The 12,853-nt window shown below is 43.3% G+C and carries 9 protein-coding genes, 3 tRNA genes and 3 rRNA genes; 13 read left to right on the forward strand and 2 right to left on the reverse strand.

Annotation, left to right across the window (positions count from 1 at the left end; all coding sequences use genetic code 11):
• Positions 1-4 precede the first annotated feature (4 nt).
• Positions 5-1,303, reverse strand: coding sequence for a glutamate-1-semialdehyde 2,1-aminomutase (locus tag U9R83_RS02100; protein WP_014461821.1), 1,299 nt, complete (start codon positions 1,301-1,303; stop codon positions 5-7).
• Positions 1,304-1,505: 202 nt separating this feature from the next.
• Between U9R83_RS02100 and U9R83_RS02105 the strand changes: the two genes are divergently transcribed.
• The 6 genes from U9R83_RS02105 to perR all read left to right on the forward strand — a co-directional run bounded on the left by U9R83_RS02105 (position 1,506) and on the right by perR (position 5,812).
• Positions 1,506-2,519 (forward strand): ABC transporter ATP-binding protein, encoded by a 1,014-nt coding sequence (locus U9R83_RS02105; protein WP_014461820.1) that lies wholly within the window; start codon positions 1,506-1,508, stop codon positions 2,517-2,519.
• Entirely contained in the window at positions 2,512-3,303 is a 792-nt protein-coding gene (locus U9R83_RS02110) for an ABC transporter permease (RefSeq protein WP_014461819.1), read from the forward strand. Before U9R83_RS02105 ends, U9R83_RS02110 begins: the two co-directional genes overlap by 8 nt.
• A 9-nt stretch (positions 3,304-3,312) precedes the next feature.
• Entirely contained in the window at positions 3,313-4,098 is a 786-nt protein-coding gene (locus U9R83_RS02115) for an ABC transporter permease (protein WP_042992595.1), read from the forward strand.
• A 92-nt stretch (positions 4,099-4,190) separates the two neighbouring features.
• Positions 4,191-4,583: an ion channel gene (locus tag U9R83_RS02120; protein ID WP_013081554.1), complete on the forward strand. Its 393-nt coding sequence runs from the start codon at positions 4,191-4,193 to the stop codon at positions 4,581-4,583.
• A 69-nt stretch (positions 4,584-4,652) separates the two neighbouring features.
• On the forward strand, positions 4,653-5,123 hold the full coding sequence (bcp, locus tag U9R83_RS02125) for a thioredoxin-dependent thiol peroxidase (RefSeq protein WP_013055171.1): 471 nt from the start codon (positions 4,653-4,655) through the stop codon (positions 5,121-5,123).
• Positions 5,124-5,377: 254 nt separating this feature from the next.
• Complete coding sequence (gene perR / locus U9R83_RS02130; protein ID WP_013055172.1) at positions 5,378-5,812, forward strand: peroxide-responsive transcriptional repressor PerR; 435 nt, start codon at positions 5,378-5,380, stop codon at positions 5,810-5,812.
• A gap of 22 nt (positions 5,813-5,834) precedes the next feature.
• Here perR and U9R83_RS02135 read toward each other — a convergent pair whose 3' ends face one another.
• The gene (locus U9R83_RS02135; protein WP_014461817.1) at positions 5,835-6,194 is read right to left on the reverse strand and encodes a YgzB family protein; all 360 of its coding nucleotides are present in this window, start codon (positions 6,192-6,194) and stop codon (positions 5,835-5,837) included.
• A gap of 222 nt (positions 6,195-6,416) precedes the next feature.
• Between U9R83_RS02135 and U9R83_RS02140 the strand changes: the two genes are divergently transcribed.
• The 7 genes from U9R83_RS02140 to U9R83_RS02170 all read left to right on the forward strand — a co-directional run bounded on the left by U9R83_RS02140 (position 6,417) and on the right by U9R83_RS02170 (position 12,850).
• Entirely contained in the window at positions 6,417-7,283 is an 867-nt protein-coding gene (locus tag U9R83_RS02140; RefSeq protein ID WP_014461816.1) for a nucleotidyltransferase-like protein, read from the forward strand.
• A gap of 353 nt (positions 7,284-7,636) precedes the next feature.
• A 16S ribosomal RNA gene (locus U9R83_RS02145) occupies positions 7,637-9,188 on the forward strand.
• Between the two features lie 225 nt (positions 9,189-9,413).
• Positions 9,414-12,349 (forward strand): 23S ribosomal RNA (locus U9R83_RS02150).
• Between the two features lie 110 nt (positions 12,350-12,459).
• A 5S ribosomal RNA gene (gene rrf, locus U9R83_RS02155) occupies positions 12,460-12,575 on the forward strand.
• The 16S, 23S and 5S rRNA genes sit together here with 3 tRNA genes alongside, the layout of an rRNA operon.
• Positions 12,576-12,584: 9 nt before the next feature.
• Positions 12,585-12,659: transfer RNA gene (locus U9R83_RS02160), tRNA-Asn, on the forward strand.
• A 3-nt stretch (positions 12,660-12,662) separates the two neighbouring features.
• Positions 12,663-12,754: transfer RNA gene (locus U9R83_RS02165), tRNA-Ser, on the forward strand.
• A 21-nt stretch (positions 12,755-12,775) separates the two neighbouring features.
• Positions 12,776-12,850: transfer RNA gene (locus U9R83_RS02170), tRNA-Glu, on the forward strand.
• Positions 12,851-12,853 lie beyond the last annotated feature (3 nt).

Genomic DNA, 12,853 nt, shown 5'->3' on the forward strand with positions numbered 1-12,853 from the left:
AAAATTAGCGTTCTTCACTTAACTGTTTAAATGCTTTTTCCACTGCTTCTAATGTGTCGGTAATATCTTGTTCTGTATGAGCTGTAGTAAGGAACCATGCTTCATATTTCGAAGGAGCTAAATTGACACCTTGGTGGAGCATTAGTTTAAAGAAGCGTGCGAATAACTCGCCGTCTGTATTTTCTGCTTGTTCATAGTTTTTAACCGTTTCTGTTGTAAAGTAGAGAGTAAGAGCGCCTTTTAATCGATTGATCGTAATAGGCATGTTATATGTACGAGCATGTTTTAAAATACCTTCTTCGAGCATCGCCCCTAGCTTATCCAGCTGTTCATAAACGCCTTCTTGCTTTAGTACTTCCAGGCAAGCAATCCCAGAAAGAATAGAAGCTGGGTTTCCTGCCATTGTACCTGCTTGATAAGCGGGCCCAAGTGGTGCCACTTTTTCCATGATTTCTTTCTTACCGCCGTAGGCTCCGATTGGAAGACCGCCCCCGATGATTTTTCCAAATGCAGTGAGGTCAGGTTTTACACCAAGCAAATCTTGAGCTCCACCGTACATAAAGCGAAACGCTGTAATAACTTCATCGTAAATAACAAGCGCTCCAGCTTCGTGAGTTAATTCATTTACTTGTTCTAAAAAGCCGGGTTCGGGCTCAACAATTCCGAAGTTTCCAACGATCGGTTCTACTAAAACAGCCGCAATCTGATCGCCCCATTTTTCTAATGCTTCCTTGTAAGGCTCGATATCGTTAAAAGGAACCGTGATGACTTCATTAGCGATACTTTTTGGTACACCAGCAGAGTCAGGAGTTCCGAGTGTAGAAGGACCAGATCCAGCTGCTACTAATACAAGGTCAGAATGGCCGTGGTAGCAACCTGCAAATTTAATGATTTTATCGCGTCCAGTATAAGCGCGTGCTACACGGATCGTTGTCATAACTGCTTCTGTTCCAGAGTTGACGAAGCGCACTTTATCTAATGCGGGCATCGCTTCTTTGAGCATTTTAGCAAATGTGACTTCATGAGCAGTTGGAGTACCGTAAAGAACACCCGTTTCAGCTGCTTTTGTAATAGCTTTCGTGATATGAGGATGAGCGTGTCCTGTAATAATAGGACCGTAAGCTGCTAAATAGTCAATATATTTATTTCCATCGACGTCCCAGAAATAAGCTCCGCTTGCCTTTTCCATTGCAACAGGTGCTCCGCCTCCTACGGCTTTATATGAACGTGAAGGGCTGTTAACGCCGCCTACAATATGTTCGAGCGCTTCAGCGTGTAATTGTTCTGATTTTGTAAATTGCATGTTATGCCTCCTAATGAAAAGTTCAACTTCTTTATTCTATCAAACTTATTTGTTTCTTGAAAAACATTCGAGAACGTGTATGATAGAAATTTGTGAGCTAACTGCTAGAAAATAGTTCCTCGTCTCTTGGAGGAGTTGCTAGCAAGGGCGCCGGAAACAATAAAAGAAACCACTAATACGTCGACGTAACGGAGGGAATACAATGAAAAATGCTATTGAGGTGAATCAACTTCGGAAAGAATTTAAAGCCTATTCTAGCCGCTCTGGCCTTAAAGGGGCATTCCGGGATTTATTTACCCGTAATTATAGAGTTATGAAAGCTGTGAACGATATTTCGTTTACCGTAAAACAAGGGGAAATGGTAGGGTATATAGGAGAAAACGGAGCGGGAAAATCGACTACAATCAAAATGTTGACAGGAATTTTAACTCCTACTTCAGGCGACATTACCGTAAATGGCATGAACCCTCATAAAGAAAGGGAAAAGTTTGCCCAAACGATTGGAGTTGTTTTTGGTCAACGCTCTCAGCTGTGGTGGGATATTGCTGTACAAGAATCTTTTCGCCTGTTAAAAAAAGTATACAAAGTATCAGATGAAGATTATAACGCTCATATGGAGCACGTTATTCAAACGTTAGATATTGGACCGCTACTAGATAAGCCGGTGCGAAAGCTTTCTCTAGGTCAAAGAATGCGCTGTGAGCTGGCTGCTGCTCTTATTCATAATCCGCCGCTTCTATTTCTAGATGAACCGACGATCGGTTTAGATGTACTAGTTAAATTAAAAATCCGCCAATTTTTAAAAGAAATTAATGAAAAATATAATACGACAATTTTGCTTACGACACATGATTTAGCAGATATTGAAGCTTTATGTGAACGCGTTGTAATGCTGGATGAAGGCAGTATTATTTATGATGGTTCGCTGCAAAAGCTGCGTTCGAATTGGGGAGACCTTAAACAAGTTACGTTTGAATTTGGAACCGCGCCAAATAAAGAGCAGTTGAAGCTATTGACGCAAGGGATGCCTGTTAACTGGATTGAAGGTGATCAAAAATATTTGTGGACAGCACAGCTTCAAAATAAAGGGGACTTAATGTCACAGCTGATTGCTAAAGTGGTGGCAAAGCATGAAATCAATGATATTAACATTGAAGAAATTTCAACGGAAGAAATCATCCGCAACATTTATGAAGAAGGTGTTGTGAATGGATAAATATATAGAGATGATACGCATTCGCTTTTTAATGATGCTGGCGTATCGGACGAATTATTACAGCGGAATATTGATTTATGCGATTAATATTGGTGCTTACTACTTTTTATGGTCCGCTATTTATGGTGGAAAAGAGAATATTCAAGGCTTATCCATTATTCAAATGACAACGTATGTAGCCGTTTCATGGATGGCAAGAGCCTTTTATTTTAATAACATTGACCGTGAAATGGCAATGGAAATTAAAGATGGCAAAGTGGCAGTAGAGTTAATTAAGCCTTATAGCTACCTTGGTATGAAAACGATGCAAGGACTGGGAGAAGGGATTTTTCGGCTGCTGTTTTTCTCAGTGCCCGGTATGATTATTGTCGCGTTTTTATTTCCTGTACAGTTCTCAGCAAATGCAGCAACATGGCTTTATTTTGGACTGTCTTTGATTTTTAGTTTCATTATTAATACACAAATCAATTTATTAACGGGTATCACGACTTTCTTTCTCTTTAACAATGATGGACTCATTCGAGCGAAGCGCGTTGTTATTGATTTGTTTTCAGGACTTCTTCTGCCCATCAGTTTCTATCCTTTATGGGCGCAACATATTATGAGCTATTTCCCTTTTCAGGCCATTAGTTATATTCCGAGCATGATTTTCACAAATGGATTTAAAGGGCAGGAAGTAATAAATGCTCTTATCACACAAGCAGTTTGGTCAGGACTTCTATTTATTCCTATTGCATGTTTGTGGAACATAGCGAAGAAAAAAATGGTTATTCAAGGAGGGTAGTCTATGAAAATGTTTTATTTTTCGATTTTCTTTCAGTACATTAGTCAATATATGAAAACACGGCTTCAGTATCGCACCGACATGGTAGTTGAAATCATTTCAGACTTATTGTTTCAAACAGTTAATTTGATTTTTATTTTAGTTGTATTTGGACATACTCAGTCGCTGCACGGATGGTCACGAGAGGAAATTATCTTTATTTATGGTTTCTTTTTGGTCCCTTTTGCTATTTTTTCGTCTTTCTTTAACATTTGGGATTTCAACGAGCGCTACATTGTTAAAGGCGAAATGGACCGAATTTTAACGCGGCCGATTCACAGTTTGTTTCAAGTTATTTTAGAGCGGATGGAACTAGAATCATTGTTTGGTGGTATCACAGGGATTGCAGTAATGGCTTACGCTGCGTCTTCTTTACATCTTCATTTCCAGTGGTATGATGTTTTTATTTTTCTATTATTTATTTTAGGAGGAGCGCTTGTCTACGCAGGAATTTTCATCGCCTTAGCAAGCATAGGCTTCTGGTCGGATGCCAGAACCTCTATTATGCCTACTATTTATAATATTGGAAACTACGGAAGGTATCCTGTAGATATTTATAATAATGTCATTCGATATGTTTTAACGTGGATTCTTCCCTTTGCATTTGTAGGCGTATATCCAGCTGCTTATTTCTTAGGAAGGGCTGAATGGTACGGATATGCATTTTTAACCCCAGTGATGGGAATCGTTTTTTTTGGAATCTCTATTTTCTTATGGAATACAGGTGTCAAAAAATACAGAGGAGCAGGCAATTAAATGCCTGCTCTTTTTCGTGGCTTCAGAGTAGTAATGAACGGACAAGAACGCGCGTATAGTGGTAATAGAGTATAAATTAAAGGAGTAGAATGATGGTAATTTTTCTAATCCTCGTTATCATTGTCTTTGTAATTGGTAGTATGAAGTTTCTCTTTGAAAAAGAACTTGGAGAATTTCATTTTTTCTCAATTGGTCATTTCTTTGTCTTGTTTTATTCATATATCACAGTTTTATTGGGATTTAGCCTTATTTATACGGTGTGTGAAATGGGAAGTATTCCGGTGTTAAGCGGAGGATTTGAACATGAAGGTCACTATTTTTACACGCTGTTTAACAGCATGTATTTTAGCGCAGCGACGTTATTTTCAGTAGGATATGGAGATATGTATCCGGTTGGAATTGGGAAATTGTTTGCAACTTTTGAAGCGTTTATCGGCTATATTATGCCTGCAATCTTTGTGATGCGAACTGTCACCCGCACTTAAACTTGTCATCTTATCCGATATTGGGTACGCTATTCAAAGAAAATGAAAAGCGTAAAGGAGAAGATAAATATGACAGCTGTAGTTGGAGAAAAAGCACCTGATTTTGTATTGATGTCTACAAATGGAGAGCAAGTATCACTCGCTTCGATGAAAGGGAAAAACGTCGTGCTGTATTTTTATCCGAAAGATATGACGCCAGGCTGTACAACAGAAGCCTGTGATTTCAGAGATCAGCATGAAAATTTTGAAGAGCTAGATGCGGTGATTCTAGGAGTGAGCCCGGATCCAATCGACAAACACCATAAGTTTATTGATAAGCACGGCCTGCCGTTCTTACTGTTGGCTGACGAAGATCACAGCGTAGCTGAAGAGTATGGAGTATGGACGCTGAAAAAAAACTTTGGAAAAGAATATATGGGCATTGAACGCTCCACTTTTATCATTAATAAAGAAGGAATGCTCGTAAAAGAGTATCGCAAGGTTCGGGTAAAAGGGCATGTGGAAGAAGCTTTATCATTTATTAAAGAAAAAATGGCATAAAAACAGGCAGATAACTAGAGCAGTTTTAGTCTTTGAACATACAATATCAGTGTAGGGCATACCTCCTCAGATGTTAATATATTTAAAAGTGTGGATTGATTTCCACACTTCTTTTTTTGCATAAAATATATGAATAATTTCTACTTATTACATAAAATAGGAATATGCATCAAGTTGACAAAACGTGGGTAAAACATGTAGACTAATTATAAGAATTATAAAGTAATAATACTTACAGAAGAGGGGTGCATGACGTGTCAAATCATTTACAAGAAGCCCTTGAAACGTTAAAAGGTACTGGCGTTCGTATTACACCACAACGTCATGCTATTTTAGAGTATTTAATCAATTCCATGACACATCCAACAGCAGATGATATTTATAAAGCGCTGGAAGGTAAGTTTCCAAATATGAGTGTAGCAACCGTTTACAATAATTTAAGAGTATTTCGCGAAGTAGGTATTGTAAAGGAACTAACGTACGGTGATGCATCAAGCAGGTTTGATTATGTTACAACAGAGCATTACCATGTGATTTGCGAAAGCTGCGGAAAAATTGTGGATTTTCATTATCCTGGTTTAGACGAAGTAGAAAAGCTGGCCGCTCATATTACTGACTTTGATATTAGTCACCACCGAATGGAAATTTACGGAACGTGTCCTGATTGTACGGCTAAAAAAGCGCATTAATAAGCTGATAGTAGTGATACTATCAGCTTTCTTTTTGTTTTTTTCTATTATACTTTTCATCGAATTGTTTTCCTTCAAGAGACCGGTCAAGCGTAAGCGGCTCGTTGCAATACATGCACATATCTACGCGCCCTAGCATTTTGGTTTGCTTTTGACATGTAGGGCAGGTTACTTGAACCGCTTTTGTAGAAAGCATGCCAATCCAGAAATAAACGCCGGTACTAGCTACGATGCACAGCAGCCCCAGAAGCATAAAAATAGTCATTAGCCAGACTGAAGACCGAAAGAAGATTCCCCCATACATAACAATGAAACCAACAAAGATCAGGCTGAGTGCAAACGTGCGAATCTTGTTAATTTTATTTGAATACTTTATCCCCATCAGTATCCCCCCTGTTACCAATATATCATAGAGTGAGACAGTGAATGATAATAAAAAATGAATCTTCAGAAAATTATCGTTGGTTTTTGAGCTTTCTGAATGATTTCCATAATTCTGAGTGGGATATCCGTTATACATCGTATATAATAAAAAAAGAAATCTTAGTCCATACCCTTCAATTTTTCGAAAAATATTTGTCTATTACAGTTAGGAGAGCTCAAAATGGAAGATGTTTTACGGCCAATATACCAAGAAAGAGCCAGCAATAAAGACACACTAGGTATTCTGCTGATTGAAAAAAAGAAATCGGAATCTCCAGTGACGGATAATTTGGATGCTATCTTATTTATTGTGACCAAAACGACAGAAACGTCTCTTTTTATTAAACAATACGAATATGAAAATGAGCGTGCAGCACTTTATATGGCTTCTGAACAGCAAATGAGTGAATGGATTATGAATGGGACGAACCGCCGTATTATTGATTGGATCTTAAATGGTAAAGTGTTATTTGATCGAAATGAATATATGGAAAACTTAAAGAAACGCTTGATTGATTTCCCTAAAGAAGATCGGACAACGAGAATAGGGATCGAGTTTGCTAAGCTGATTCGTCGATTTAAAGAAGGAAAAGACTTCTATACGTCTAATCATTATTTAGATGCATTCAATCATGTGATTCATGCTCTTCATCATTTAGCACGACTGTCTGTACTGGAAAATGGATTTCACCCAGAAGTGACAGTGTGGAACCAAGTGAAAAAAATAGAACCTGAAATCCATCGTCTTTACGAAGAGTTAATTATTAGCCAAGAAGAGGTTAGTAAGCGTTTAGAGCTGCTTTTCTTAGCAAGTGAATTTCTAGTAAATAAAAAAACTGAACTGGGTGCGAAGCATCTTGTTCATATTATGAAAAGTGAAAAGCAGGAATGGACGTTTAATGAACTTGTTCATCATCCGGAAATACGACCTTATGCTATTGATTTAGGAATACTGCTTGAGTTTTTAATTGAAAAAGACATCATTATGGTGAAAAAAGTAGAAACCAAAGGAAAGAGTTTGTACCATAGACACTATGTGGCGAAATGATAGAGAGATAAGGGGTATCTGATACGGCTCGACTATGATGTATAGATACCCCGACGTATAAATTGACAGCATTGGTTTATCCTTGATAAAAGCTTTTTCTAAAAAAACACCATTTATTTAAAAAAATCTATTGACGCTTTAAAATATCCGTGGTAAATTTATATACGTCGCCGATGAGCGATACTAAATTTATCAAAAACTTGAAAAAACTTCTTGAAAAAGTTGTTGACAAGAAAGAGATAAACTGGTAAGATTAAAAAGTCGCTTAAGAGCGGCGGTTGAACTTTGAAAACTGAACAAAGCGACAAACGTCAACGTTAATTTTTATTTTTTAAATGAGCAAGTCAAACATTTCTTCGGAGAGTTTGATCCTGGCTCAGGATGAACGCTGGCGGCGTGCCTAATACATGCAAGTCGAGCGAACTGATTAGAAGCTTGCTTCTATGACGTTAGCGGCGGACGGGTGAGTAACACGTGGGCAACCTGCCTGTAAGACTGGGATAACTTCGGGAAACCGAAGCTAATACCGGATAGGATCTTCTCCTTCATGGGAGATGATTGAAAGATGGTTTCGGCTATCACTTACAGATGGGCCCGCGGTGCATTAGCTAGTTGGTGAGGTAACGGCTCACCAAGGCAACGATGCATAGCCGACCTGAGAGGGTGATCGGCCACACTGGGACTGAGACACGGCCCAGACTCCTACGGGAGGCAGCAGTAGGGAATCTTCCGCAATGGACGAAAGTCTGACGGAGCAACGCCGCGTGAGTGATGAAGGCTTTCGGGTCGTAAAACTCTGTTGTTAGGGAAGAACAAGTACGAGAGTAACTGCTCGTACCTTGACGGTACCTAACCAGAAAGCCACGGCTAACTACGTGCCAGCAGCCGCGGTAATACGTAGGTGGCAAGCGTTATCCGGAATTATTGGGCGTAAAGCGCGCGCAGGCGGTTTCTTAAGTCTGATGTGAAAGCCCACGGCTCAACCGTGGAGGGTCATTGGAAACTGGGGAACTTGAGTGCAGAAGAGAAAAGCGGAATTCCACGTGTAGCGGTGAAATGCGTAGAGATGTGGAGGAACACCAGTGGCGAAGGCGGCTTTTTGGTCTGTAACTGACGCTGAGGCGCGAAAGCGTGGGGAGCAAACAGGATTAGATACCCTGGTAGTCCACGCCGTAAACGATGAGTGCTAAGTGTTAGAGGGTTTCCGCCCTTTAGTGCTGCAGCTAACGCATTAAGCACTCCGCCTGGGGAGTACGGTCGCAAGACTGAAACTCAAAGGAATTGACGGGGGCCCGCACAAGCGGTGGAGCATGTGGTTTAATTCGAAGCAACGCGAAGAACCTTACCAGGTCTTGACATCCTCTGACAACTCTAGAGATAGAGCGTTCCCCTTCGGGGGACAGAGTGACAGGTGGTGCATGGTTGTCGTCAGCTCGTGTCGTGAGATGTTGGGTTAAGTCCCGCAACGAGCGCAACCCTTGATCTTAGTTGCCAGCATTTAGTTGGGCACTCTAAGGTGACTGCCGGTGACAAACCGGAGGAAGGTGGGGATGACGTCAAATCATCATGCCCCTTATGACCTGGGCTACACACGTGCTACAATGGATGGTACAAAGGGCTGCAAGACCGCGAGGTCAAGCCAATCCCATAAAACCATTCTCAGTTCGGATTGTAGGCTGCAACTCGCCTACATGAAGCTGGAATCGCTAGTAATCGCGGATCAGCATGCCGCGGTGAATACGTTCCCGGGCCTTGTACACACCGCCCGTCACACCACGAGAGTTTGTAACACCCGAAGTCGGTGGAGTAACCGTAAGGAGCTAGCCGCCTAAGGTGGGACAGATGATTGGGGTGAAGTCGTAACAAGGTAGCCGTATCGGAAGGTGCGGCTGGATCACCTCCTTTCTAAGGATTTTTACATGACGTACGTTTTGACACTTTGTTCAGTTTTGAGAGTTTAATCTCTCAATTATAGAAAGCACACTACTTTCTTCTTATTACATAAGAAGAATTTTGGTTGCGATTGTTCTTTGAAAACTAGATAACAGTAATTGCTGAGGAAAAGTGAAACTTTTCTTTAATCAAACCAATAAATAACACAACAGTATGTTGTACCATTTATTCGCTAATGGTTAAGTTAGAAAGGGCGCACGGTGAATGCCTTGGCACTAGGAGCCGATGAAGGACGGGACTAACACCGATATGCTTCGGGGAGCTGTAAGTGAGCTTTGATCCGGAGATTTCCGAATGGGGAAACCCACTGTTCGTAATGGAACAGTATCTTTATCTGAATACATAGGATATTGAAGGCAGACCCGGGGAACTGAAACATCTAAGTACCCGGAGGAAGAGAAAGCAAATGCGATTTCCTGAGTAGCGGCGAGCGAAACGGAATTAGCCCAAACCAAGAGGCTTGCCTCTTGGGGTTGTAGGACACTCTATACGGAGTTACAAAGGAACGAAGTAAATGAAGCGACCTGGAAAGGTCCGTCGAAGAAGGTAACAACCCTGTAGTTGAAACTTCGTTCCCTCTTGAGTGGATCCTGAGTACGGCGGAACACGTGAAATTCCGTCGGAAGCTGGGAGGACCATCTCCCAAGGCTAAATACTACCTAGTGACCGATAGTGAACCAGTACCGTGAGGGAAAGGTGAAAAGCACCCCGGAAGGGGAGTGAAAGAGATCCTGAAACCGTGTGCCTACAAGTAGTCAGAGCCCGTTAACGGGTGATGGCGTGCCTTTTGTAGAATGAACCGGCGAGTTACGATCCCATGCAAGGTTAAGCTGATAAGGCGGAGCCGTAGCGAAAGCGAGTCTGAATAGGGCGTTTAGTATGTGGTTGTAGACCCGAAACCAGGTGATCTACCCATGTCCAGGGTGAAGTTCAGGTAACACTGAATGGAGGCCCGAACCCACGCACGTTGAAAAGTGCGGGGATGAGGTGTGGGTAGCGGAGAAATTCCAATCGAACCTGGAGATAGCTGGTTCTCTCCGAAATAGCTTTAGGGCTAGCCTCATGTTGTGAGAGTCTTGGAGGTAGAGCACTGATTGGACTAGGGGCCCCCAACGGGTTACCGAATTCAGTCAAACTCCGAATGCCAAAGACTTATCCATGGGAGTCAGACTGCGAGTGATAAGATCCGTAGTCAAAAGGGAAACAGCCCAGACCACCAGCTAAGGTCCCCAAGTATACGTTAAGTGGAAAAGGATGTGGAGTTGCTTAGACAACCAGGATGTTGGCTTAGAAGCAGCCACCATTTAAAGAGTGCGTAATAGCTCACTGGTCGAGTGACTCTGCGCCGAAAATGTACCGGGGCTAAACGTATCACCGAAGCTGTGGATTGACATCTTTGATGTCAGTGGTAGGAGAGCGTTCTAAGTGCAGCGAAGTCAGACCGTAAGGACTGGTGGAGCGCTTAGAAGTGAGAATGCCGGTATGAGTAGCGAAAGACAAGTGAGAATCTTGTCCACCGAATGCCTAAGGTTTCCTGAGGAAGGCTCGTCCGCTCAGGGTTAGTCGGGACCTAAGCCGAGGCTGAAAAGCGTAGGCGATGGCCAACAGGTTGATATTCCTGTACCACCTCCCCGCCGTTTGAGTAATGGGGGGACGCAGTAGGATAGGGTAAGCGCGCTGCTGGATATGCGCGTTCAAGCAGTTAGGCTGATGAGTAGGCAAATCCGCTCATCATAAAGGCTGAGCTGTGATGACGAGGGAATTATAGTACCGAAGTTCCTGATTCCACACTGCCAAGAAAAGCCTCTAGCGAGGCGGGAGGTGCCCGTACCGCAAACCGACACAGGTAGGCGAGGAGAGAATCCTAAGGTGATCGAGAGAACTCTCGTTAAGGAACTCGGCAAAATGACCCCGTAACTTCGGGAGAAGGGGTGCTCTGGTAGGGTGTATAGCCCGAGAGAGCCGCAGTGAATAGGCCCAGGCGACTGTTTAGCAAAAACACAGGTCTCTGCGAAGCCGCAAGGCGAAGTATAGGGGCTGACGCCTGCCCGGTGCTGGAAGGTTAAGAGGAGGGGTTATCCTTTGGGAGAAGCTCTGAATCGAAGCCCCAGTAAACGGCGGCCGTAACTATAACGGTCCTAAGGTAGCGAAATTCCTTGTCGGGTAAGTTCCGACCCGCACGAAAGGCGTAACGATCTGGGCACTGTCTCAACGAGAGACTCGGTGAAATTATAGTACCTGTGAAGATGCAGGTTACCCGCGACAGGACGGAAAGACCCCGTGGAGCTTTACTGTAGCCTGATATTGAATTTTGGTACAGCTTGTACAGGATAGGTAGGAGCCTGAGAAACCGGAGCGCTAGCTTCGGTGGAGGCGTCGGTGGGATACTACCCTGGCTGTATTGAAATTCTAACCCGCGGCCCTGATCGGGCCGGGAGACAGTGTCAGGTGGGCAGTTTGACTGGGGCGGTCGCCTCCTAAAATGTAACGGAGGCGCCCAAAGGTTCCCTCAGAATGGTTGGAAATCATTCGTAGAGTGTAAAGGCACAAGGGAGCTTGACTGCGAGACCTACAAGTCGAGCAGGGACGAAAGTCGGGCTTAGTGATCCGGTGGTTCCGCATGGAAGGGCCATCGCTCAACGGATAAAAGCTACCCCGGGGATAACAGGCTTATCTCCCCCAAGAGTCCACATCGACGGGGAGGTTTGGCACCTCGATGTCGGCTCATCGCATCCTGGGGCTGTAGTCGGTCCCAAGGGTTGGGCTGTTCGCCCATTAAAGCGGTACGCGAGCTGGGTTCAGAACGTCGTGAGACAGTTCGGTCCCTATCCGTCGTGGGCGTAGGAAATTTGAGAGGAGCTGTCCTTAGTACGAGAGGACCGGGATGGACACACCGCTGGTGTACCAGTTGTCTTGCCAAAGGCATCGCTGGGTAGCTATGTGTGGACGGGATAAGTGCTGAAAGCATCTAAGCATGAAGCCCCCCTCAAGATGAGATTTCCCATAGCGCAAGCTAGTAAGATCCCTGAAAGATGATCAGGTTGATAGGTCAGAGGTGGAAGCGTGGCGACATGTGTAGCTGACTGATACTAATCGATCGAGGACTTAACCAAACTTTTAAAAGCGTAAGCTTTACTCAGCAAACTGTTACCTAGTTTTGAGAGAACAAAACTTTTCAAAAAAAGTCTTGCTTTCTTTATTAAATCATGTATAATATAATATGTCTGGTGGCGATAGCGAAGAGGTCACACCCGTTCCCATACCGAACACGGAAGTTAAGCTCTTTAGCGCCAATGGTAGTTGGGACTTTGTCCCTGTGAGAGTAGGACGTTGCCAGGCTGTTATTATTCCACAGTAGCTCAGTGGTAGAGCTATCGGCTGTTAACCGATCGGTCGTAGGTTCGAGTCCTACCTGTGGAGCCATTTGGAGAGCTGTCCGAGTGGCCGAAGGAGCACGATTGGAAATCGTGTAGGCGGTTAACGCTGTCTCAAGGGTTCAAATCCCTTGCTCTCCGCCATTTTCATTTAATTAGCACAGTGGCCCGTTGGTCAAGCGGTTAAGACACCGCCCTTTCACGGCGGTAACACGGGTTCGAATCCCGTACGGGTCACCATTT

The sequence above is a fragment of the Priestia sp. LL-8 genome (assembly GCF_036227845.1).
GTDB classification, from domain to species: Bacteria; Bacillota; Bacilli; order Bacillales; family Bacillaceae_H; genus Priestia; species Priestia zanthoxyli.

Coding starts and splice junctions, on each gene's coding strand:
- U9R83_RS02115 (WP_042992595.1), top strand. CDS start 3,313: ATGTTTTATTTTTCGATTTTCTTTCAGTACATTAGTCAATATATGAAA.
- U9R83_RS02120 (WP_013081554.1), top strand. CDS start 4,191: ATGGTAATTTTTCTAATCCTCGTTATCATTGTCTTTGTAATTGGTAGT.
- U9R83_RS02140 (WP_014461816.1), top strand. CDS start 6,417: ATGGAAGATGTTTTACGGCCAATATACCAAGAAAGAGCCAGCAATAAA.
- U9R83_RS02100 (WP_014461821.1), bottom strand. CDS start 1,303: ATGCAATTTACAAAATCAGAACAATTACACGCTGAAGCGCTCGAACAT.
- U9R83_RS02135 (WP_014461817.1), bottom strand. CDS start 6,194: ATGGGGATAAAGTATTCAAATAAAATTAACAAGATTCGCACGTTTGCA.
- U9R83_RS02105 (WP_014461820.1), top strand. CDS start 1,506: ATGAAAAATGCTATTGAGGTGAATCAACTTCGGAAAGAATTTAAAGCC.
- U9R83_RS02110 (WP_014461819.1), top strand. CDS start 2,512: ATGGATAAATATATAGAGATGATACGCATTCGCTTTTTAATGATGCTG.
- bcp (WP_013055171.1), top strand. CDS start 4,653: ATGACAGCTGTAGTTGGAGAAAAAGCACCTGATTTTGTATTGATGTCT.